This window comes from Paenibacillus sp. FSL P4-0184, assembly GCF_038004625.1.
Lineage (GTDB): Bacteria > Bacillota > Bacilli > Paenibacillales > Paenibacillaceae > Paenibacillus_AQ.
In genome coordinates, this window is the sequence record NZ_JBBORN010000001.1 from 1668850 (window position 1) to 1690870 (window position 22021).

General features: G+C 43.5%; 21 protein-coding genes. 9 read left to right on the forward strand and 12 right to left on the reverse strand.

From position 1 onward, the window contains the following. Positions 1-12 precede the first annotated feature (12 nt). The 4 genes from MKY52_RS07125 to MKY52_RS07140 all read left to right on the forward strand — a co-directional run bounded on the left by MKY52_RS07125 (position 13) and on the right by MKY52_RS07140 (position 4515). Positions 13-702 (forward strand): response regulator transcription factor, encoded by a 690-nt coding sequence (locus MKY52_RS07125; RefSeq protein ID WP_341050652.1) that lies wholly within the window; start codon positions 13-15, stop codon positions 700-702. Beyond that, on the forward strand, positions 699-1703 hold the full coding sequence (locus MKY52_RS07130) for a sensor histidine kinase (protein WP_341050653.1): 1005 nt from the start codon (positions 699-701) through the stop codon (positions 1701-1703). The genes MKY52_RS07125 and MKY52_RS07130 overlap by 4 nt, the downstream gene beginning before the upstream one ends. A 114-nt stretch (positions 1704-1817) precedes the next feature. Beyond that, on the forward strand, positions 1818-2579 hold the full coding sequence (locus tag MKY52_RS07135) for an ABC transporter ATP-binding protein (protein ID WP_149646232.1): 762 nt from the start codon (positions 1818-1820) through the stop codon (positions 2577-2579). Next, positions 2569-4515 (forward strand): ABC transporter permease, encoded by a 1947-nt coding sequence (locus MKY52_RS07140; protein ID WP_341050655.1) that lies wholly within the window; start codon positions 2569-2571, stop codon positions 4513-4515. The genes MKY52_RS07135 and MKY52_RS07140 overlap by 11 nt, the downstream gene beginning before the upstream one ends. A 59-nt stretch (positions 4516-4574) precedes the next feature. On the opposite strand, the gene MKY52_RS07145 is transcribed toward MKY52_RS07140, so the two are convergent. Both MKY52_RS07145 and MKY52_RS07150 read right to left on the reverse strand, forming a co-directional pair. Next, complete coding sequence (locus MKY52_RS07145; RefSeq protein ID WP_341050657.1) at positions 4575-5120, reverse strand: GNAT family N-acetyltransferase; 546 nt, start codon at positions 5118-5120, stop codon at positions 4575-4577. Between the two features lie 69 nt (positions 5121-5189). After that, positions 5190-5861: an O-methyltransferase gene (locus MKY52_RS07150; RefSeq protein WP_076285158.1), complete on the reverse strand. Its 672-nt coding sequence runs from the start codon at positions 5859-5861 to the stop codon at positions 5190-5192. Between the two features lie 365 nt (positions 5862-6226). Here MKY52_RS07150 and MKY52_RS07155 point away from each other — a divergent pair, with 365 nt between their 5' ends. Beyond that, the gene (locus tag MKY52_RS07155; RefSeq protein WP_341050660.1) at positions 6227-7123 is read left to right on the forward strand and encodes a LysR family transcriptional regulator; all 897 of its coding nucleotides are present in this window, start codon (positions 6227-6229) and stop codon (positions 7121-7123) included. A gap of 94 nt (positions 7124-7217) precedes the next feature. On the opposite strand, the gene MKY52_RS07160 is transcribed toward MKY52_RS07155, so the two are convergent. Then, positions 7218-8459 (reverse strand): MFS transporter, encoded by a 1242-nt coding sequence (locus MKY52_RS07160; RefSeq protein WP_341050662.1) that lies wholly within the window; start codon positions 8457-8459, stop codon positions 7218-7220. Between the two features lie 188 nt (positions 8460-8647). Between MKY52_RS07160 and MKY52_RS07165 the strand changes: the two genes are divergently transcribed. Continuing rightward, positions 8648-9223, forward strand: coding sequence for a TetR/AcrR family transcriptional regulator (locus tag MKY52_RS07165; RefSeq protein WP_341050664.1), 576 nt, complete (start codon positions 8648-8650; stop codon positions 9221-9223). 86 nt (positions 9224-9309) lie between these two features. Here the strand turns inward: MKY52_RS07165 and MKY52_RS07170 are convergent, their stop codons facing one another. From MKY52_RS07170 to MKY52_RS07180, 3 genes are all read right to left on the reverse strand, one after another. After that, a complete protein-coding gene (locus MKY52_RS07170; RefSeq protein WP_341050666.1) occupies positions 9310-9792 on the reverse strand; it encodes an NUDIX hydrolase in 483 nt (160 codons plus the stop codon). Between the two features lie 34 nt (positions 9793-9826). Next, entirely contained in the window at positions 9827-11542 is a 1716-nt protein-coding gene (locus MKY52_RS07175; RefSeq protein WP_341050667.1) for an ABC transporter ATP-binding protein, read from the reverse strand. Positions 11543-11853: 311 nt separating this feature from the next. Next, entirely contained in the window at positions 11854-14106 is a 2253-nt protein-coding gene (locus MKY52_RS07180) for a beta-L-arabinofuranosidase domain-containing protein (protein WP_341050668.1), read from the reverse strand. A 145-nt stretch (positions 14107-14251) separates the two neighbouring features. Between MKY52_RS07180 and MKY52_RS07185 the strand changes: the two genes are divergently transcribed. Beyond that, the gene (locus MKY52_RS07185; RefSeq protein WP_341050669.1) at positions 14252-15145 is read left to right on the forward strand and encodes a helix-turn-helix transcriptional regulator; all 894 of its coding nucleotides are present in this window, start codon (positions 14252-14254) and stop codon (positions 15143-15145) included. A gap of 326 nt (positions 15146-15471) precedes the next feature. Here MKY52_RS07185 and MKY52_RS07190 read toward each other — a convergent pair whose 3' ends face one another. The 3 genes from MKY52_RS07190 to MKY52_RS07200 all read right to left on the reverse strand — a co-directional run bounded on the left by MKY52_RS07190 (position 15472) and on the right by MKY52_RS07200 (position 17849). Next, positions 15472-17028, reverse strand: a complete 1557-nt coding sequence (locus MKY52_RS07190) for a sigma-70 family RNA polymerase sigma factor (RefSeq protein ID WP_341050670.1) — start codon at positions 17026-17028, stop codon at positions 15472-15474. An 85-nt stretch (positions 17029-17113) separates the two neighbouring features. Further along, entirely contained in the window at positions 17114-17443 is a 330-nt protein-coding gene (locus MKY52_RS07195; RefSeq protein WP_341050671.1) for a carboxymuconolactone decarboxylase family protein, read from the reverse strand. Between the two features lies 1 nt (position 17444). Next, positions 17445-17849, reverse strand: coding sequence for a tautomerase family protein (locus MKY52_RS07200; RefSeq protein ID WP_076285149.1), 405 nt, complete (start codon positions 17847-17849; stop codon positions 17445-17447). A 110-nt stretch (positions 17850-17959) separates the two neighbouring features. Here MKY52_RS07200 and MKY52_RS07205 point away from each other — a divergent pair, with 110 nt between their 5' ends. Beyond that, entirely contained in the window at positions 17960-18865 is a 906-nt protein-coding gene (locus MKY52_RS07205; protein ID WP_341050672.1) for a LysR family transcriptional regulator, read from the forward strand. A 61-nt stretch (positions 18866-18926) separates the two neighbouring features. Next, positions 18927-19445 carry a translation initiation factor IF-3 gene (gene infC, locus MKY52_RS07210; protein ID WP_341050673.1) on the forward strand — a complete coding sequence of 173 codons (519 nt, stop codon included), beginning with the start codon at positions 18927-18929 and terminating at the stop codon, positions 19443-19445. A gap of 98 nt (positions 19446-19543) precedes the next feature. On the opposite strand, the gene MKY52_RS07215 is transcribed toward infC, so the two are convergent. From MKY52_RS07215 to MKY52_RS07225, 3 genes are read right to left on the reverse strand one after another with little or no spacing between them, the layout of a single operon-like run. After that, a complete protein-coding gene (locus MKY52_RS07215; protein WP_341050674.1) occupies positions 19544-20245 on the reverse strand; it encodes a histidine phosphatase family protein in 702 nt (233 codons plus the stop codon). Between the two features lie 18 nt (positions 20246-20263). Continuing rightward, positions 20264-20866, reverse strand: a complete 603-nt coding sequence (locus MKY52_RS07220) for a response regulator transcription factor (RefSeq protein ID WP_341050676.1) — start codon at positions 20864-20866, stop codon at positions 20264-20266. Further along, complete coding sequence (locus tag MKY52_RS07225) at positions 20863-22017, reverse strand: sensor histidine kinase (protein WP_341050677.1); 1155 nt, start codon at positions 22015-22017, stop codon at positions 20863-20865. Before MKY52_RS07225 ends, MKY52_RS07220 begins: the two co-directional genes overlap by 4 nt. Positions 22018-22021: the final 4 nt, after the last annotated feature.

The window sequence follows — 22021 nt, forward strand, 5'->3', positions numbered from 1 at the left end:
GTGGTGAAGCATTTGTTCAAGCTATTATTAATCGAAGACGATTCAACGCTGTTTAATGAGATCAAGGAACGACTTACTCAGTGGTCTTATGATGTGTATGGCATTCAAGATTTCAGCAATGTCACGCAGGAATTTATAGAGATCAAACCTGATTTAGTCATCATCGACATCCAATTACCTAAATTTGATGGGTTTCATTGGTGCCGAATGATTCGTTCCCACTCCAACCTTCCGATTATCTTCTTATCATCCCGGGATCATCCTACGGATATGGTAATGTCGATGCAGCTTGGAGCCGATGACTATATTCAAAAGCCCTTCCATTTCGATGTACTCATTGCCAAAGTACAAGCGATTCTTCGGCGCGTCTACAATTACAACACGGATAACCTTGAGCTCAAGACATGGTGCGGAGCAACCGTGGATTACGAGAGAAATGTATTGACGCATGATATGGGATCGATTGAGCTTACGAAAAACGAGATTTTTATATTGAAATTGCTTATTGAGAAAAAAAATAAAATCGTCACCCGCGAGGAATTAATCAATAGCTTGTGGGATGATAAACGTTTTATAAGTGACAACACCCTTACCGTCAACGTAAACCGGCTGCGAAAGAAGCTGGATGAGCTTGGATTAGGTGTTTTCATTGAAACGAAAGTAGGACAAGGGTATATGGCCATCGAAGAGGAAGCACTATGATTAAAAAGTATCTCTTGGAAAGAAGTAGCTGGATCCTACTAGTCCTCTTTACCAATCTTTTTATACTTTTTGTCACCTATATGGATTCATCAATCCCATTCTCTTCAGTTCTCTATCTGGTCTCCTTGTCGATGCTTTTTTTTGTGATGTTCTTAATCCTTCGCTATCCCAGAGAAACCAGGTTCTATAAAAGCTTGGTTGAGCGAGATGATGATCTGGATGTAACGAGTATCGCCACCCCCGAAAGCCCGTTTGAGCATATTATTGAAGAGAGCATTATCAATCAAGCTAAATGGTTAAAACAGGCTGCCTCGAACAATCAAATGACGTTAGAACAGGAAAAAGATGAACTATTATCGTGGATTCATGAAGTGAAGACCCCTCTGACAGCGATGCATCTAATGATGGAGCGAATCGAAGATGATGTAATGAGGAAACATCTGACCTATGAATGGCTGCGTATACATCTTCTGCTGGATCAACAGCTACATCAAAGGCGAATTCCCTTTATCGAAAATGATCTATATATAGAACATATCGATTTAGAAACGCTTATTTTCGGGGAGATTAAGACGTTGCAATCCTGGTGTATTCAGAAGGGAATCGGCTTTGAGCTGAACTTGGACGTAGCTGAAGTGCTTAGTGATGCCAAATGGCTGGCTTTTATTATCCGACAACTACTAACCAATGCCGTAAAATATAGTGAGGCTTCAGATATTATAGTGAGTAGCTATCAGCAAGCTGAGCATATCGTTCTTGAGGTGAAGGATGGTGGGCGCGGGATAGATCCAAAGGATTTGCCTCGGATATTTGATAGAGGATTTACTTCCACTACCGTGCATCGCGACAATGCCGCCACAGGTATGGGATTATATTTAGCCAAAAAAGCGGCGCAATCCTTGTTGATCGTCATCGGAGTTGAATCGAGGCCCGGATCAGGGACGACGTTCACTTTAACCTTTCCGCTTAAAAATGAATTTGTAAAGCTCTCAAGCGTGTGACAACAATGTCACATGCTTTTTTATTTTGTTCGGGCAATCGAAGGATAAGAACGGCAAAGCCTTTTATAATAAAGCTATACAAAAAGAACGAGTATAAAAAGGGAGTGAATCATTATGGTAATTCTTGAAGCCACTAAAATTCATAAAAGCTACGGAAATAAGTTAAACAAACAATCCGTGTTGAGTGGACTGGATATTTCTATAGAAGAAGGCGAATTTGTTGGGATCATGGGCTCTTCCGGTTCAGGAAAGACCACCCTGCTTAACGTTCTCTCGTCAATTGATCAGATCAGCAACGGATCGATTACCATTGAGGGTACTGAAATTTCTAATATGAAAGAAAAGCAATTAGCTGAATTTCGGAAAAATCATTTAGGATTTATTTTTCAAGAATACAATCTCTTAGATACGCTGACGGTGAAGGAAAACATCCTGTTACCTCTATCCATTACCAACACCCCTAAGAAAATTGCCAATGAGAAATTCGAAAACGTCGCGAGGGAGCTGGGGATTTTAGAGTTGAAAAATAAGTACCCGAATGAAATCTCTGGGGGTCAAAAACAACGCACCTCTGCAGCTAGAGCCTTCATTCATGATCCAAGCATTATTTTTGCTGACGAACCTACAGGAGCCTTGGATTCTAAATCTGCTTCTGATTTGTTAAACAAGCTGAGTGAACTAAATCAAAGACGAAAAGCAACGATCGTTATGGTTACACATGATCCAGTGGCAGCTAGCTATTGCAGTAGAGTTATTTTTATAAAGGATGGTACGATCTATACGCAATTAAATAAAGGAGAACAATCAAGACAAGTCTTCTTTAATGACATCATAAAAACACAAGGTGTACTGGGTGGTGTGCAGAATGAGCATTAATGTACTGATGCTTCGAAATCTGCGAAAAAACATCAGAAATTACTATCTGTATGTATTTGCTCTCGTTTTTAGTGTGGCCTTATATTTCGCCTTTGTTACATTGCAATACGATCCTTCGATGGATGCGGTAGAAGGCTCGATCAAAGGTGGCGCAGCAATCAAGGCTGCCTCAGTCTTGCTGGTCGCGATTGTATCCATTTTCCTGTTATATGCAAACACTATCTTCATCAAACGCCGGGGAAAAGAAATTGGCCTGTTCCAGTTAATCGGGATGACCAAAGGTAAAATATTTCGAATTCTTTCAGCAGAGAACTTCATTTTATATTTCGGCTCTTTAGTTTTAGGGATCGCCGTAGGCTTTTCTGTTTCAAAGTTAATTCTCATGATTCTTTTTAAAATAATGGGGATCGATGCGATAGCATCTCTTCGTTTTTCTACACCTGCCCTGGTTCAAACGCTGATCGTATTCTTTGTAATCTATCTTTTGATCATGCTGATGAATTATGGATTTATTAAAAGACAAAGCATTCTATCCTTATTCCGGGTGACCTCAACCACAGAAGGCAACGTGAAAAAGCTGTCCTTCTTTGAAATGATTATAGGGATCGCTGGGATTGGATTGATTCTGCTTGGCTATTCGATTTCATCCCGATTATTTAGTGGAGACTTAACATCAATGACTGAGTTATCTATAGCCATGATCACTATTCTGGCTTCAGTTATCATTGGGACTTATCTTTTTTATAAAGGCTCTGTAAGCTTTATCTTTCATCTCATTCGCAAAAAGAAAAACGGATATCTGAATATCAAAGAGGTGTTGTCTCTCTCCTCCATTATGTTCCGAATGAAATCAAACGCCGTACTACTGACCATTATTACAACGGTATCGGCACTGGCGCTAGGTTTATTATCCTTGAGCTACATTTCGTTCTACTCTGCTGAGAAAAGTGCGAAGCTCTATGTTCCGTCAGATTTTATTCTTACGGATGTCCAGGATGCTGAACAATTTAAAGAGGCATTAACGGCTGAAAATTTGATGTTTACGGAAAAAATAACCGAAGTCATTCAGGTAGATGTAAATGTGGAGAAACTACTAGGTAACAATCCCCAGGCAATCGGTATGATGTCGAAGAATATGACTCTCCCTGTCATTAGTGAAAATTCTCTTGAGGGCATTGATCTATCCCCGGATGAGGCCTATTTTACGAAGACAAGTAGTGCAATGGAGAATCTGATTTCTATGAAGGACCAGGGTGGCATTGAATTCAAGGGACAACATGAAGTCATTCCGCAGTTTTATAAAAGAATTGATATAGAAGCCCCCGTTTTGTTTTATTTCACGGGTGGAGGGTTACCCCTTGCTATTGTAGACGGTACGACCTTTGAACGCTTAAAGAAGGATCTAGATCCAGCCCTTCAAAGAAAGTCCTCTCTTAATATCGGCATCGATATGAAGGATCGGTCAAGCGTTGAACAAGCTAATGAGCTTTTTCAGAGCATGAAATTTAAAAAGGACAGCAAATACGACTCTCAACTGGAGACGAAGAACAATCAAAAGCAAACTATGGGACTTATCATGTTTATCGTGGCCTTTCTGGGGCTAACCTTCCTGATTACCTCTGGATGCATTCTTTACTTTAAACAAATGGATGAAAGTGAGAATGAAAAGCCCAACTACACGATCCTCAGAAAGCTTGGTTTCACGCAAGGGGATCTGCTTAGAGGGATTCAGGCGAAACAATTATTTAATTTTGGGATTCCATTAGTCATTGGATTGCTTCACAGTTACTTCGCCGTAAAATCAGGATGGTTCTTCTTCGGTACAGAGCTCATGACACCGATGATTCTGGTGATGCTGCTATACACCGCCTTGTATTCGATTTTTGCAGTGCTATCCGTGTTCTATTATAAAAAAGTGATTAAAGAGTCGCTTTAAAACAAAGAGGGGTTCCACAAGCCAGCATGGCTTAGGAACCCCTTGTTGTTATCATACCTCTATCTCCTATCTTCATATTCAATTCTAGTTAACCCGTAGAAGACTATATCCTCGAATTTATCCCATTTTAAAATATGCCGTTTAAATTCCCCTTCAAATCTCATTCCAGCTTTTTTCATAACGTTAGAGGAGGCAGGATTTCTAGTCATTGCCGCTGCCCATATTTTATTTAATGCGAGGTCTTCAAATCCAAAATCAATTAATCGCTTAGCTGCCTCAGTCGCATAGCCATTTCCCCAAAAAGGTGTTCCTACCCAATAAGCAAGCTCACCTCTTTTATGCGATTTGTCTATATTTAGACTCATACAGCCTATTAAGGTATTACTCTCTTTACTAATTAAAGCAAAAGGAAATCCTTCCCCTTCGTCTGCGCTTTTCCTACAGGCACCAATCCAAGATTCAGCCGCTCCATCAGGGTATGGATGAGGAATAGATAGCGTTGTTCTAGCTACTTCTATATCCCCAGCAAGCTCTTGAACTTTACTTGCATCTGTGGATTGAAACGGTCTTAGTATTAACCTTTGTGTTTCAAATGTAGGTTGCATAGAAAGTACCTCTCACTATTGGATTTTCAATAGATTATATTACAATTGTTGGATATTGCAATACATATATCAGCTATTCACAATCCCCAATACGAAACCATCGTACCCTTTACTTCCCACTGTCTGAATGGCAGTAGCCGAAATCTTAGGCTCTTCAGCCAACAGATCATAAAATTCCCGTACGCCTACTACACGAGGATCTTTGCTATTCTTGTTAATGATCTCGCCTTCACGAATCACATTATCGCCTATAATCACCGTACCGGGCCGGGAAAATTGAAGCGCCCACTGTAAATAGTTAGGGTTGTTGGGTTTATCGGCATCAATGAATATAAAGTCAAAGGGTTCCACACCCTCTTGTTTCATCTGAGACAATTGCCCCAAAGCATCGCCTATACGAAGTTCTATCAGATCATCTACTTGAGCAAGCGCAAAATTGGCCCCAGCCACCTGAGCATGCGATGGATCTAGCTCCAAGGTAACGATATGTCCGTCAGATGGGAGCGCCCTTGCCATCCAAATTGTACTGTACCCACCCAAAGTGCCAATCTCCAGAATCCGGCGTGCACCTTTCATTTGAACCAATAGGTTAAGGAATTTTCCCTGACTAGGTGAGACATCAAAGGGCGGCAGCCCTGCCTGTTGATTCGCGGACAACACTTCCTCCAGCACGGAGTCCTGCGGAATTAAGCGCTCTGTGATGTACTGATCGACTTTATCCCATGTAGTCGTTTGATTCATATTTATCACTTCTCCTTTGAATTAAAATTTTCATTTCCACAATTAGGGTTCGATCGTAACTACGAGGAGTGTTTGGACTTCCGGTCGCTGTTGTCTCCAGATTTCCTTTATATAACCAATACTAGAGGTTGAAATCCGGAGACAAAGGCGAACGCTACGCTCCTACAGTTCCAAACCTCCTCTTCGTTACTCCTTTTCCCTAACTAAAGATTCAAGTTCAACTTCAACTTCAACTTCAACTTCAACTTCAACTTCAACTTCATACCTGTATTGTAAATCAGTTATAATCATAAATATAATATATCTTTAAACCGAAAATATATATTTTATATATGAATTAAACGATAACAGATAGGAGCTTAACCATGAATCTACACGCCTTGCGCTTATTCCATGTAATCGCATCGACAGGAAGTGTGACACGCGCCTCAGAAACTTTAAATATCAGTCAGCCTGCGATTACGGCTCAGATCAAGAAATTCGAAAAGGAACTATCCTTCGCTCTATTCAAGCCTCAAGGTAGAGGAATTGCTTTAACGGATGCGGGTGAAGAGCTTGCCCTACTCGCGAAAAGACTGTTCGCTGTCGAACAGCAGATCGAACAATTCACTCAGGATTATGTTAACGGCACGAATGGAAGTATCCGCCTAGCCGCGACGTATTTGCCTGCTCATTTCCTTATCCCTACCTGGATCGCAAAGTTCAAGCAACAATATGAGCAAGTGGAAATGGTGATTACTACCACCAATTCAAGCGATGCCCTGAAGCAGCTGTTAAATGTAGACGTGGATATGGCGATTTACGGAGGGATTACCGAAGCCTATCCAGATACGATCCGGACAGAAGAGTTATTTCAGGATGAGTTATGGTTTGTGGTCGCACCCCATCACCCCTATGCACATCAGCGAATTTCTTTATCCGAAATGATGAAGGAGCCCTTTGTCATGCGTGAGGAAGGGAGTTCGACGAGAGAGAGATTATTATCGTTATGCCGTACATATAATACGCCAGCTCCCACGATCTCTTTGCAATTTAACGGACTTCATGAAGCGATTCAAGCCGTTATCGCCGGGTATGGCGCCAACTTCGTCTCTTCACTCGTTGTTCGCGAATATGTTGAACGTGGAGAGTTATGCCGAGTTTATGTTGAAGGCATACATCTGAAGAACAGCATTGCGATCTGTACGCGAAAAAATGAACCATTATCCGCCTCAGCGGCAAACCTTATTCAAATGATTCGCCAAAATCCTTATACGATGTAGCATTTTTTAAAAAAGGACTGCTCTCTAGGCTGACTATATCCAGCCCGGAGAGCAGTCCTTGTAAGTTTGTAAGTACCGGCTTTATTGGAACGCCTTACGCTTGCTTCTTCTCCGTTAAATAGTACAGAAAAGCCAAGATCGGCAGCGCCAGACCGATCAAGCTGGTCAGACTCCAGCCCCCGTACGCATATGCCCAGCCGCCTAGTGAAGAGCCAACGGCTCCGCCTACAAAAAATATCGCCATAAATAATCCGTTTAAACGTCCTCTCGCCTCGTTGCCAAGGGAATAAATTGCCCTTTGTCCAAGCACCAGATTACCCGATACCCCCATATCCAGCATAATAGCTGCTGCAACCAGCAATCCGAGCGTCACTCTTGAATCATTCTGAAACAAGTAAGCAAGAAGAAAAGCCACAGCTGCCAGCACAAACGCAAGTCCGGTCAAAGGGCGGGTCCAGCCCCGGTCAGCCAATCTCCCAGCGATAGGAGAAGCGATAGCCCCAGCCACACCGGCTAGCGCAAACAAGGCAATACCTTGCTGACTTAAATGATACGTATCGGCCAGATGCAAAGAGACCGTCGTCCAGAACAGGCTGAAAGCTCCAAACAGGCTAGCCTGATAAATCGCCCGGCGGCGCAACACTGGCGTACTCTTCAGTAAAGTACCTAGAGAATGGATCAATCCGCCATAATTCATGGTAGGCACAGGCTGGCGCTGCGGCAGCACACGGGATAATAGAAGTGTTAATAAGGCAATCACTACGGCGGATATAGCATAAATCGCATGCCAGCCCCACAATCCAGAGACAAAGCTAGCCAGTGGCCGGGCGAACATAATACCGAGCAGCAGCCCACTCATTACATTACCGACCACCCGGCCGCGCTGCTCTTCAGCAGCCAGAAAAGACGCATATGGCACAAGAATCTGGGCTGCTACAGAACCGAGGCCAATGAACAGAGACGCTCCCAGAAAGATCGCCGCATTCGGAGCCAGTGTGGCTGCTACCAGTGACACCACCACCACAGCCAGTGACGCCACTGTCAGGCGGCGATTTTCAATAATATCGCTAAGCGGTACTACGAACAAAAGTCCAAGAACGTATCCTACCTGGGTCAAAGTTACAATCAAACCCGCTGCTCCAGAAGAAAGCTGGGTAGCTTGGGCAATCTGTCCGATCAGGGTTTGGGCGTAATACAGATTGGCCACAATTAATCCACAGGAGGCTGCCAGTAAAACTGTAATCCATCCAGGGATCGTCTTTCCTTCCGCATGTTCCTTCGCAGGATTCACTGAATTTACTGAACTTACAGGATTCATTCGTCTTCCTTGATTCATAAGATCTCCACCCTTCGATTTTAAATACTGAACGCACAGTTCATTAATTGATTTAAATATATACTGAACGTTCAGTTTTGTAAATAGGCGATTGGCTACTTCATATAACCTTTTGTATAATGAACGTATAGTTTCTTTTTTTGAATCGAAAGGCAGACAAAGGATATATGAATCGGGAGGGATATCTGATGGATAAAAAAAGAGGACGACCGCGCAATAGTGAAGCCGAGGCTTCTATTCTGGCAGCATCGTATGATCTACTACTGGAGACTGGATTTGGTGCTGTGACTGTGGAGAAAATTGCCGAGCGGGCTAAGGTAAGCAAAGCGACCATTTATAAATGGTGGCCCAACAAAGCAGCCGTTGTCATGGACGGCTACCTTTCTGCAGCCTCTGCAAGATTGCCAGTGCCAGACACCGGTTCGGTCATGGACGATATTATGATCCATGCCACAAATCTGGCTAATTTTCTTCGCAGCCGAGAAGGAAAGATCATTACTGAGTTGATCGGCGAAGGTCAATTTGATGCCGGCCTTGCTGAGGCCTATCGTGCGAGGTTTTTCGCTCCCCGCCGACAAGAGGCACGACAGTTGTTGGAGCGTGGGGTGACCCGGGGCCAATTAAAAGCGGATCTGGATATTGGGATCACGATTGATCTGCTGTACGGACCGATATTTTATCGGCTTCTGATCACAGGGGATGAGCTGGACGAAGCTTTTGTGAAATATTTGATTACCTCTGCCTTTGAGGGCATCAAAGCATAACAAGCATAAACGCCCTTGACGCGTGAAACTTATACTTTTTTATATTTTAAAAAGCCATCCTCTGCAGGATGGCCTATCACATTTATTTACACCGTTCGATCTAAATTAACTTCAAACGTGTCTCCAGTTACATAATCCATATACCTCGTATTCCCATCGTAATCCAAATAAGCTTGATAGCGGGTACGAATAGCCGGTTGTGTAATCCAATCCAGCACTTTCTCTTTTGCCACCCACATCACTTCAGAGGTTTCCTCAGAGGTACATAATTCCCCACCTACGGGCTTGCAGATAAAATCAAACATGACCTTGGTCGGAACATCCGTCACACCATCATACCATTTATGAATGCCTGTATTGGAATACACACCAATCAATTGAGATACCGTGACATCTATTCCACTTTCTTCTTTAATTTCTCGAATTAATGCATCCATCAGGTTCTCTCCGACCTCTACTTGTCCACCAGGAAATACCCATCCACCATTATGAGTCTTTACTAAAAGGATATCTCCTTGTTCATTTTCTGCGAATCCACCTGCCGCTACAATATGTGTTGGCCAAGCCATAGTCTGCACCTCTTTTTTAGAAGAGTCTAACCATTTACCCTTGATCTGTAAACGATATTTTTCTATTCCATAACGCTTTAAAAGCTTCGCAATGCTCTATTAAATCATCAAACTTTCCTTCACCCACGACCGAACCTTGATCCACTACCAGTATTTTATCAACGTCTTTTATAAAATTCAGTCGGTGGGCAACAATGATGATGGTTTTGTCCTTGAATTCCTGCAAAATAGTCTCCATAAGGCTTTGCTCCGTAATATTATCAAGTGCAGAAACAGGTTCATCTAGAATTAGAATGTTTCTTTTCTGAGCAATGATTCTGGCAAAAGCTAAACGCTGTCTTTCCCCGCCTGATAATTTGACCCCTTTTTCACCTACCAAAGTATCTAAACGATCCGGTAATTGGCTTACCTTGTCCTGCAGATGAACCTTTACCAAAATCTCATACAGCGCTTCATCGGACAAGGAATGCTCATCAAATATAATATTGTCCCTAATTGTAGCATCAAAAATCGGCGTGTCTTGTGATAAGTAAGAGATATGATCATAGTAGCTATCCAGATGGATCTCATCGATATCCTTACCGTCCAATAAGAGTTCACCTTTGTCCTTTTTTAATAAGCCTACGATTAACTTAATCAGAGTTGATTTCCCGCCCCCACTTAATCCGACAATAGCAACCGACGTTCCTCGTGCAATCGAAAAGGATAGATTATTCAAGATCTTCACTTGCCCATAATCAAAAGATACATCCCTAAATTCAATATTACCGTGGATCTCAGTGATAACTTCTCCTCGTTCTAGATTCTTATCTTCTGGGGCATGAATAAACTCTTCAAATCTCTTGTAGGTCACTCTATTCAGTCTGTAATCTACAAAGAGGACATTGAAGATAGCAATCGGCGAATAAATCTTATCAATAAACATAAACAAAGCGACCACAACACCGAGTGACGTCTCACCTGCGACAATGCTTTTCACACCGTAAATTAAAACAACGACTTTAATAATCGTGACAAACAACTCGAATATCGCGAAAAAAGCTTCATGGATCATTTGTAACTGAGCATTTTTTTGAATGATAGTGCGTGCAGTCTGGCTTAATTTATCGATCTCTTTCTCATATCTTTTGTTCGTTCGGAAGACGACTAATTCCATAAATCCACGGATAGAGAATCTGGACATCTTTTCTTGTTCCTTTAGAATGGCCGCCTTCATCGCATACAGAAATTTCAACAGCAGATTCGTTATCAAAAAGACGACCACATAGCCAGCAGCAATCACTACCATGATCCTTAAATCATAGAAGCTGATAAAGATAAGACTGAACAGAAGAGTGGGCAATAACTCATGTAATGTTTTGAGGAAAAAGGAGAATATCATGCTGTTTCCAGCTGCTGCTCCATTCTCGATCACTTTAATCATCTGACCTGTGCCCATATCCTGATAGGCTTGAAAGTCGATTTTGGATATTTTAGATAGTGCAAGTATCTTTAACCTCTCCGTTATACTGTTCGATAAATATACACTAGGGTATTCATCCACATAATTTAGGATCACCACCCCAGCCAGCAAAAGGCCGTACACCAAGATTAAATTAAATATCTCACCAAAGCTGTTGATCACCGTGACCTTGTCTAATATTTTTTGAAACACCACAATGCCTAAACTACTCAGCAGCTGAATAGTAAAACCCAATAAAATATAACCGCATATCCACCATTTCAGGTGAGCTAGACTCTTTTTCAACATATCGTTAATCCCCTATCTTTTAATTGAATGCAAAAAAGCCAGGCAACGCCCATCATCCAACTATTAAAAACCATCCACAAATAAACGGTTCTCAAAGTTAAATAGGTTAAGTGCCTGGCTCTATACAAAAAGCTGCCTATGGCACCGTTCAAAGCTCTAGTTGATGTAATCAAAAGGGCAGACTCCCCCCTTGATAGCTGGTACGCGTTTGACCCAGCCCGATAACTAGTTACTTCGAACGATACGGAAAGACATCCATTTCACCCCAATTAAAAGAATTATTCCTATTATAATTCTCTAATCCATATATTTCAAGAATTACGTTTGACGATACGTAGTCCTGCCACTTGGCCCACCTTATGTCCTTCATGTGAAGCGAACTTGATCGTAACCGCTGATTTGCCGCTAGTGATGGTCTGCGGGAGTTCATAGCGAACCGTCTCCAGCTTATTCATCTCCTCAGACTCAAGAGTGCCTACACCAAGTTGCTCCCCATCCGCCAAAATATCGAATGCCAGCGAAGTATCGTTCGACTTCAGATACGTGACCACCAGATCCACTTGCTCCTCTGGCAAGACTTCCATCGTGAAGGAGAACCAGCCATTGATCCAGCTATCGCGATACTTGCGGTTGTAGATTTTGCCTAAGCCTACATACTCTCCTTCGAAGTTATGGTCACGTTCAGGTTGCATTTCAGCAGGTTGTACCGAATCGACGGTTAGCTGTTCAAGCAGCAAGTTATTCTCCACGGCTTCGCGATATTCAACTTCTATCAGCTTCCACTCCTCCGGCGTGAACAAATCCCAATACACGGAATAACGATGATCATACATAGGGTAGAATGGACGAAGCTCATGGTCTCCTGCATATCCTAAACCTTTCATCCGGAACACATTTTTGCTAACGTTAGACTGAATCAGGCTATCCGTTAGCGTCTCGCGATCTCCAATTAATACAGAAGCAAGGGCGCGATCACTGCCTAGCTCAGCATTTATAGGTCCAAAATCACCTGCAAGCACAAGCGGTCCATAGAGGAATGCAATTCGGTTTGGATTATCCGGCATGGACTCGATTCTTACCGACATCGGAATATCATATTCGACAACGTCTCCATCCTGCCATACTCTATCCAAAGCTAGGTAGCTGGATTTGCCCACATTCACTTGAATGTCTTCACCATTTACTTTAACGCTCATGCCTTGCTCAGCCCAGTAGGGGGATCTTAGCTTCAATGTGAATTTAGTTGGTTTCTCCGTGCTGATACACAGGGTGCCTAGTCCCTCTTCAGGGAACTTGGTCTCTTGCTTCAAACTAATGCCTTGCTCTTTCCAAGTCACTGTTGAAGGTACGTACTGATTCACATACAGCTCATCTTCACTATGGAAGTAAATCGCCGAGCCATACATAGAATGGCTTTCCATTCCTGAGCCTACACAGCATGTAAAGCTCTGAAACTGGGAGTTGAACGACTTATGCCCACCCATTTCAAGGGATACAAAATAACACACACGTCCATCTACCGGCTCCTGAGAAGCTAGGATATGGTTATACATTGCACGTTCGTAGTAATCCGCATATGCGGCATAAGCATCCCACTGGAACATATGCTTGGTCAGCTTCAACATGTTGTAGGTATTACACGTCTCACATGACCCCTCTCCCAATCGATCGTTCAGCTTATCCGGTTCGCCAAAATGCTCATTATAGCTGTTGCCGCCGATCACGTAAGAATGATGATTCACAACCCGATCCCAGAAGAAGCGAGAGATGCCTGCATAATGCTCCTGTCCCGTTACCTCATATTGTCTAGCAGCTCCAATGATTTTTGGAATCTGTGTATTAGCATGTCTTCCAGCTAGGGTATCTTTTTCTATAGCAAGATCATTTAGCACTTCTCCATGGTAAAAGCTTTCAGCTAACGTGAGGAAACGGTCATCGCCAGAATCCTCTGCCAAATCTGTGAGGACTTCATTCATACCGCCGAATTCACAACGCAGCACCTCTTGGATCTGATCTTTATTCAGCCCTGCAAAAATATCTTCAAGCCACAGCCCAAGCTTCGTTTCAATAACGAGCGCCTTCTGATTTCCGGCCAATCGATAAGCATCACGAAGACCCGCAAACAGCTTATGCATCGTGTACAGCGGTACCCAGCCACCGTTGAGGTCAAAGCCCTGTGAGCGAATGTCGCCTACCTTCACTTCCTCAAACAGCTCTTTGCCACGAGGAATACCGGAAATGAAGCCATTACCATGCGCATCCTGACAATGCTCCAATTCGTCTACTACATAATTCACGCGGGTGAGCAGCTCTTCATTCCCTGTCGAGGCATACATTAACGCACATCCAGAGATATAATGGCCTAGCGTATGGCCGCTAATGCCTTGAGATTCCCAGCCTTCATAGTGAGCAGCCTTAGGCTCTAAGCCAGCATATTGGCGAAAACGCGACAGTAGCCGATCTGCCTCAAGCTTGAGTAAATAATCAGTATTTAACTCCATCGCATGGAGAAGTGGACCTGAATCAATGCGTACATTCTGCAAATCAAAAGCTTGCGTCTTCAATGAAATCGCTCCCTCGCAATCTTGTCAGGGTGATATGACAAGTGTATATTTGTATCCATAAGATAACATCGGAACCTTGATTTGTCGGTAGATCAGTCGTACAAATAGTGGACAAACCCGACTTATTGATTGCTAGGAGGACCGCATGACCTATTTAAAAATAAATGTAGATGTACCTGTTCATTTTACAGCGGCAGGTGAATTTATCTCAGAAACACCATGGAAGCATGTGGAGCGTGTTATGGGGAACTACGAACTAATCATTGGCGTGAACGAAACGGTATATTTAAATGAGGAGACCAAAAGCTTCGAAGTAGGCCCTGATGAAGCTCTTTTGCTTATGCCTAATCGCACGCATGTCGGCTATAGAGAATCACGACCCGGGGTTAAGTTTTATTGGTTTCATTTCGAGCTGAAAAGCGAGGGGGTATTACTGAGTGAGGAGGAAATGAAGCCTGAGGCGGAAAAAATCTTTTCGCGCACACAGCGCTTATGGTCTGTACATGATCTATATCTACCACAGTTCATAAAGATCGAGCACAGTGACCGGATTCATATCCTGGCGAATCAAATCCTCCATGTAGCTAACTCAGGATATTTGACCTATTCCAGTGTTAATTATTTATTGACCTCACTCTTAATTGAGCTATCTGAGCATGCACTTCAGCCGTTCGCCAGTAAGCTAATCCGTGCGCAGCAAGATGTCACCTTTGTAAAAATAGCCGAGTGGACAAGAATACATGCAAGCGAACCTCTTACGGTGGCAATCATCGCAGAGAAATTCAATTACAACAAGGATTATTTATCCCGGCTATTTAAACAACATACCTCGATGGGGCCTTTGGAGTATATTCATTCAATACGTGTGACTAAAGCGAAGGAGCTGCTAACTAGAACCGCCCTCAGCGTTAGAGAAATCGCGACAGAGACGGGGTTCACCGACGATAAATATTTCATGCGCCTCTTCCGAAAATACGAGAACATGACACCTACCCAATACCGTAACGCCTATCATAAGACGTTTATGAATAATAATTGAAGTAAAAAACTGCGGCAGGCTTCACGTTTTGAAAAGAGTTTGAAACAACACTCCGTTCGTGGATCCTCCTCGCCATGGGTTGAAGAAGGGGAAAGTGGATCCTCCGATAGATAATCAGGGAATATCTCCCTAAAATTCGACCGATTTGCTGAAAAGTATAGATATTACCCCGATTTTAGGGATAAATTCCCTAATTCCATTCATTTAAAGCAAAAATCAGTATTTTTCAGGGATTTTTTCCCTAATTATTCTCAAGAAAAGAAGCTGCCTCTAAGTAGCATTCACTACTTTTGAGACAGCCCCTTCTCTAACTTACAATCTTTATATTATTGAATCGTTTGCGAAGAAGAATTCCATCGCCAGCGTGGAGTCGATCCTTGCAGATGCACCCCACCATACCATTCTTCGATTCCTTTTTTCTGAACCCAGTCTTCATTTCCAGCCAATACACTTTTGCCTAGCTCGCTTAATGCAAGCTTGCAGTCTTTGAATGGCATTACTGGATCGTTATAACCAGGAAAATCATTGACCCCATGGGTTTGCAGCAAAGGGTACGTGCCTTGTACCATCTTTCTTAGGATATGCCAATATTGCAAGTCGCCCATTCCCAAGATATGAAGCTTATCACCCACATTTTTGAATAGCTCATAGGGTGATTTTATTCCCTTATGAATCATCTCCAGAGTCATCTGTTCAACAATCCCAAGTCCATTATAGGTCGAAGGAAATCGTGATAAATGCGCCACGAAGGCGTCATGTGCAAATGGCAGTGCGGACGTATCCTTAGTTAGTAGCTGTTGTAATGATTCTGGATTCGGTGATACATAGGCTTCCCAGAGCGATTGAGCTACTTCTAGTTCTTTGGCTCCGATTAGCTTCCATGTGCCTGATAATGTTTCCATCTGCTCTATGGAAAGTTGTCCAAGACCTCGAAACAGCTCAATGCCGGGATACTCTCCAATGCACAATAAACTCAGCTTCGTTGATCCCTTCTTCTGCTTCGAGAACCAATGGAGCAAATAGCACAGCATCGTCTGGTCGAATAGATCATGCTCGAACCATAGCACCACTTCCTCATATTTATGAAAATCAGCTAATATTTTTTCCTGACTCTCACTGCCCTGTATGAATTCCGTCTGCGGAATCCCCATCGTTTGTTCCAAATATTGCGCTCGAACGGTACGGTTATCTCCATCGGCAGGATCCAAAAATACCGGCCCATGCGAATAAACCTCTCTCCAGACTAGTACATCACCTTTCACGATTCCTTGCCGCAGCTTCTCTCCCACTACATCTCCATTTACAATGTGAAGCACATCTTTTCCCCCTTCGTACAAATGGTTGAATACGGAAAGAACATCTGCCACAGGCAATGCACCTTTCAGCTTGCGGCGGGCATCAAAAAGTCGCTTCTTCAATACCGAAACCGAAGTCCCCAGAAAGTCAGCAATCTCTTGTAGTGAGTAGCCTTGAAAATAATATAATTGAACGGCAATTCGCATATTGGACGTTAATGCAGCTATAGACTCGTGAACCAGCCGCTGGGTTTCCTTTTTCTCAATAACATCTGCTATAGAAAATGAAGATTCTGTCGCTTGCGCAGCTTCATCGTAAGGTACTGCAGGATGCTGCTTTCTTCGCAAGATACGATAACATTGCCGCACCACAATAGCTTTAAACCAGCCCGGGAATGCCTCTACTGCTCGTAATTTATTCAAATGCAAAAAGGCTTCTGTGAAAGCTTCCTGCACAGCATCTTCCGCTAATTGATAGTCCCGCAGTTTTTCGAACGCAACTGCATTTGCCATCGGTGTAAAGTGCCTAACAATCTGTTCAAAAGCTTGTCGGTCTCCTTGTTTAGCCTCTTCGATATACTGAAGCATCTGTCCTCCGCTCCCTTCTTCCGTATTATATACAAGTGCCAATGAAGTTCCTAAAGGTTACGGATGGGATTGAAAAAGTCAGACGTTATTTATTTTTTCCTATTACATCCTTTGCAACCTCTAGAGCTGAAGAGGCTCGCGGCCAACCTACATAAAAAGAAAGGTGGGTGATGGCCTCCACGATTTCTTCAAGTTGTAAGCCGTTCTCTAAAGCCAAGCGCAGATGATAGGGGAGTTGTTCCGTCATGCCCCCCATCACCAAAGCAGAAATCGTAATCATGCTACGATCGCGAAGTGATAATTGCTCACGTCTCCATAAGTCCCCAAATAACACATTTTCCGAGTAGTCGACGAATGCCGGAGCGAACTTCCCTAACGATTCCCGTACATTTGTGACGATTTTCTGATGCGCCATATTACACCTCCCTAACCGGAGGTTGTAGCATTTGAGCAACACCGTTACCAAACGACCAATCTTCGAATTCCGTGTCGACGAGCACAATGAATATATCTTCTTTTCTGATGTTTAGCGTCATCGATAATTCCTCGGCTAGCCTCGCGTAAAAGCTTTTCTTCTGTTCCGTTGATCTTCCGGATTTTAGCGTAACTTGGATATATATCAGTCCGTCGCTTCGTTCAATATTTAAATAATCTTTACTATAAAAAAATCCCCCCGCTTTATGCGCATGAAAAACCTGAAACATATCATCCTCCGGTACATGGAAATGCTGAATTAACGCGCTCATAATCGCTCTGCATATTCCTTCTAGCTGATGATTGTCGTATTGTTGCTCCAGATAACTGACTCTAATGAATGGCATTTTAATTCACTCCTTCTTTGGAATTCTTTTATTGTACTCTCAGTATTTTGATTTATATAATTGAATAAGATAATAATCTTAATCAATTATACCGATAGAGGTGACAATCTTTGAATCTAAAAGAACTGATGGCTTTTAAGACCATTCTTCAAGAAGGCACTTTCTCACGCGCTGCCGAGAAGTTGAATTATGCGCAGTCTACCATTACCAACCAAATTCAACGACTTGAAAAAGAACTGGGCATACAACTCTTTCACAGAGGCTGGGAAGTAGAACTGACAAGTGCTGGGCAAGTTTTTGCAGCGGAAATCGATAACCTTATTCAACATTGGAACTATGTATCAGAACTCACCAAGGCTTTACAGCATGACGAAATTGGCACACTTCATATCGGAGGCATTGAATCCATGATGGAATCCGTCCTACCGAACGCCTTGCGAAAGTTTCATGAGCAAAAACCAAAAATGGAATGTAACTTCATTCAGGGTAACACTGATTCCCTCTCGCAACTCGTCCTACAAAGTGAACTGGATTTCGGCATCTGCGGTGAGCCGTCTGACCTGTCTTTCTTTTATTTCGAACCGCTCTATCACGAGAAAATCGCTTTTATAGTAGATCACAATCATCCTTTAAGCGGACGACACGATATTCCATTTCGAGAAATTCTTGAATATCCAATTATAGCTGGAGGACGGACTTGCTTATATTACCTTCGGTTAGCTAAGCAATTTTCGAGATTCGAATCAAAGCCCACTTTATCCACCATAAACCAAATTTCTGCTATTCCGCATTTTGTAAGAAAAAACCCTGGGGTGGGGGTAGTGCTTGATTCGACAGCTTTAATGACAGATATCGTGAAAATCGATGTTGAACTAAGCGAGCCGTTCATTCAAGTGGGTATATTGCAGCGGCGCAACCGAGAATATCTAGCAACATCATCTAAAAAACTAATCATACAAATCATAAAAGAAGAAATTGAGAGGATTAGTAACGCTAATCCTACGCTCCACATTTGAACCTCAAGCTAGTTCCATATATGATAGCTTTATCATCGTTATCAGGGGAGGATTCATAGAAGTGGCAGTATTAATCAACGAACAAATCAGAGCATCCGAAGTAGTCCTTACAGGACTTAGGGGTGAGAAGCTGGGTATCGTCTCCCGGGAAGAGGCCCTGGCCCTGGCCAGATCAGCAGGTGCTGATCTGGTATGTACCTCGCTAATGAGCAGCCCACCACCCTGCAGCCTAACTGCAAAGGGCAAAGCAAAAGCGGCCGCGCAGAAGGAGGCAGCCTCAGCACGCAAGGCTAGTGGTGGCTCAGCTGCAAAAGGTGGCAGCAAGGAGAAGGTCAAAGAACTCCGCTTCACGGCTCATATTGAAGAGCATGATTACGATACGAAGCTTCGCCAGGCAGAGAAGCATCTCCGTTCTGGCAAGCCAGTGCAATTAGTCGTGAAGGCATCCGGCGCCAAAGAAGCTGCTGCTTCCAAGGCCGTTTTGGAGCGACTAGTGACTGACTTGAAGGAAGTTGGAACGAAGGACACTGGTATCCAGACAGGTGGTAAAGGGTCGCAGGTGAAATTAAATCCACGTTGAAGATTGGCCTATACGCTCCAATCATATAGAGCTAGTAAAAAGGCCATCCTCTATGGGATGGCCTTTCACTTCATAGGCAATGTTCTTAATCTTTTAACTTAAACATGATTGCCCATTAATCCCCTCGGGCGATAGTTCATGCCGCCAGCATAAAGGTGGGAGACATCTCCTAGTCCAATACATCTAGGAACCGCAAAGTGCTCGCTACGCTCTTCGAACAAAATTGTCGTTACCGAGCTTGGCGCTAACCAAAATACGGACCAAGCCAAGGCTAAAGGAATCTGCAATAAATGAGCTAGCCATGCGAGGCCAAAGCCGCCATGGCATACTACTCCAATCTTCTTGGTAGAAGGCTCGAGTATCCGATACAGGCCATCTTCTCTTTTATAATGGTGTCGAATTAAGAATTGATCTGAAGCTGCTTGTAATTCGCTGAACCGCAGTCTGTATTCCTCTTGCTTCAACCAATGATCTGTTTCATCAGACCATTCTCTCTTTCCACTCGATAGTTCGCTAATATGTTCTCCGGGGCTATCCCAAATAGACGACAATTGTCCGTCTAACATAATCTCTGTCCAATCTAGTTCACAAGTCCAAGGTTCTGTCTGAATTACAAGTCCCGTCTCTTTGGCCACATAACTGGCTGTTGTCTGTGCTCTACCCAGTGGTGAAGCATATAGTTCATCCAGACCGATAGATGCCATGCGTCTTCCCAATGCTGCGGCTTCCTGATGTCCGAATTCTGTTAGACCATCTATGGAATAGTCCGGATCACCATGACGAATCAGAAATATTTGCATAATAATGCCCTTCTCCCCTCAAATCCAGCCTTTTTCCTCTGCCAGTCGTACCGCCTCAATTCGACTTTTCACTTCCAGCTTATTGAGTATTTCAGAAATATAATTGCGAACAGTTCCATAAGAAAGGTGTAGCGAAAAAGCGATCTCCGCCGCCGTTTGCCCTTCACCAGCCAGCTTTAAGATCTCCCGCTCCCGTGCTGTTAGTGGATTTTCTTCCCGCAAGCTACCAAAAACTAACTCGGGGGATACCTCCCGATGTCCAGCCATGACACGGCGAATAGATTCAGCCAGCTTATCTACAGGCTCGTCCTTCAACAAATACCCTTGTATACCAGCCTTCACTCCACGCTCGAAATAGCCCGGACGGGCAAAGGTAGTCAAGATGATAATTCGAGTCGGACAACCTTTACTCCGCAATATTTCTGCAACCTCCAGCCCGCTCTTGAACGGCATTTCAATGTCCATGAGACATACATCCGGCTGAACCCTGTCGATTAAAGCTAATGCCTCAGCACCATCACAAGCCTCGCCGACGACTTCGATATCATCCTCAAGATCCAATAAGGAAGCCATAGCCCCCCGAAGCAGACGTTGATCTTCCGCAATAACGATGGTTATCATGCACTCTCACCCCCTGTTGCTTCCTTAACGATTAGAGGGATCATAACGATTAGCGTAGTTCCCTGACCCTCTTCTGAGCTTAGCGACAGAGAGCCATCAATCAGGGATAGACGTTCCGCCATCCCCTTCATACCATTTCCATCACTAAGCTCACCGTTACATCTCTCACCGTTCTGGAGGCCAATTCCGTTATCTTTAACGGTAATTCGAACTTCTCCGGCGGTCTTTGCCACCCCGATGAAGCATTTATCCGCTCTACTATGCTTCACAATGTTAGTCACCGCTTCTTTGATACAGAGGCTGAGAATATTTTGCGTCAGATCGGATACTCCCTCCAGCGAGATATCGCCCTCCACTTCCAAGGCAATCTCCGCCGTGCGCAGCATTTCCCCGGTTTCTGCCAGTTCTTCTGCTACTGAGATCGCACGCATTTCCGACACTAGCTCACGCACCTGACGGAGCGCAGCCCGCGAAGTACGCTGAATTTCCCGCGCTTCCTCTTGAGCTCGCTCCGTATTTTTGGTCACCAGCTTCTCTACGAGTTGGCTTTTTAATGTAATCAAGGACAGCGTATGCCCGAGGGTATCATGTAAATCACGTGCGATTCGCATGCGTTCCTCACGCTTCACCAACTCTTTAATCACCTCATTAGCTTGATCTAGCTCTTTCTCCAGCTTCTGATGTTGATGCATGGATCTTACGCCGAATGGCATAATCAGCATAATAACGATAAACGGGATTAAGAACATAATACTAACCCATTCCAACTCACGGCCTACTAAGACCAACACTGAAAGTACCATGACCACAAAAGAAGTAAATGCAATTTTAAACCCTTTATTCTCCGTATAATAAGCTATAAAATTCACGGTGAAAAAGCCCATGTACAGATTAAATGGCGTATAGAACAAGCTAAGCACCACGATGATGACCATTTGAGTCGTTAACCAAACATTAAACGCGCCACCCCGAACCCAATACAACTGGCGGTAGCTGATGGCAAACACCGCTATCATAATCCCACCTAGAATGAGCTTCACTCCAGTCTCCCCACGCAAATTCAGGATGGGCAAAATCAGATAAACAGCCCATACATAAGGGAAAAACCCCTGACTTCTTGGAAATAACTGGAACTTACTACGCTCGGTCATTACT

Excerpts from the sequence above, each read along its gene's own strand:
- MKY52_RS07130 (WP_341050653.1), top strand. The coding sequence starts at position 699 with ATGATTAAAAAGTATCTCTTGGAAAGAAGTAGCTGGATCCTACTAGTC.
- MKY52_RS07135 (WP_149646232.1), top strand. The coding sequence starts at position 1,818 with ATGGTAATTCTTGAAGCCACTAAAATTCATAAAAGCTACGGAAATAAG.
- MKY52_RS07140 (WP_341050655.1), top strand. The coding sequence starts at position 2,569 with ATGAGCATTAATGTACTGATGCTTCGAAATCTGCGAAAAAACATCAGA.
- MKY52_RS07145 (WP_341050657.1), bottom strand. The coding sequence starts at position 5,120 with ATGCAACCTACATTTGAAACACAAAGGTTAATACTAAGACCGTTTCAA.
- MKY52_RS07150 (WP_076285158.1), bottom strand. The coding sequence starts at position 5,861 with ATGAATCAAACGACTACATGGGATAAAGTCGATCAGTACATCACAGAG.
- MKY52_RS07155 (WP_341050660.1), top strand. The coding sequence starts at position 6,227 with ATGAATCTACACGCCTTGCGCTTATTCCATGTAATCGCATCGACAGGA.
- MKY52_RS07160 (WP_341050662.1), bottom strand. The coding sequence starts at position 8,459 with ATGAATCAAGGAAGACGAATGAATCCTGTAAGTTCAGTAAATTCAGTG.
- MKY52_RS07165 (WP_341050664.1), top strand. The coding sequence starts at position 8,648 with ATGGATAAAAAAAGAGGACGACCGCGCAATAGTGAAGCCGAGGCTTCT.
- MKY52_RS07170 (WP_341050666.1), bottom strand. The coding sequence starts at position 9,792 with ATGGCTTGGCCAACACATATTGTAGCGGCAGGTGGATTCGCAGAAAAT.
- MKY52_RS07175 (WP_341050667.1), bottom strand. The coding sequence starts at position 11,542 with ATGTTGAAAAAGAGTCTAGCTCACCTGAAATGGTGGATATGCGGTTAT.
- MKY52_RS07185 (WP_341050669.1), top strand. The coding sequence starts at position 14,252 with ATGACCTATTTAAAAATAAATGTAGATGTACCTGTTCATTTTACAGCG.
- MKY52_RS07190 (WP_341050670.1), bottom strand. The coding sequence starts at position 17,028 with ATGCTTCAGTATATCGAAGAGGCTAAACAAGGAGACCGACAAGCTTTT.
- MKY52_RS07195 (WP_341050671.1), bottom strand. The coding sequence starts at position 17,443 with ATGGCGCATCAGAAAATCGTCACAAATGTACGGGAATCGTTAGGGAAG.
- MKY52_RS07200 (WP_076285149.1), bottom strand. The coding sequence starts at position 17,849 with ATGCCATTCATTAGAGTCAGTTATCTGGAGCAACAATACGACAATCAT.
- MKY52_RS07215 (WP_341050674.1), bottom strand. The coding sequence starts at position 20,245 with ATGCAAATATTTCTGATTCGTCATGGTGATCCGGACTATTCCATAGAT.
- MKY52_RS07220 (WP_341050676.1), bottom strand. The coding sequence starts at position 20,866 with ATGATAACCATCGTTATTGCGGAAGATCAACGTCTGCTTCGGGGGGCT.
- MKY52_RS07225 (WP_341050677.1), bottom strand. The coding sequence starts at position 22,017 with ATGACCGAGCGTAGTAAGTTCCAGTTATTTCCAAGAAGTCAGGGGTTT.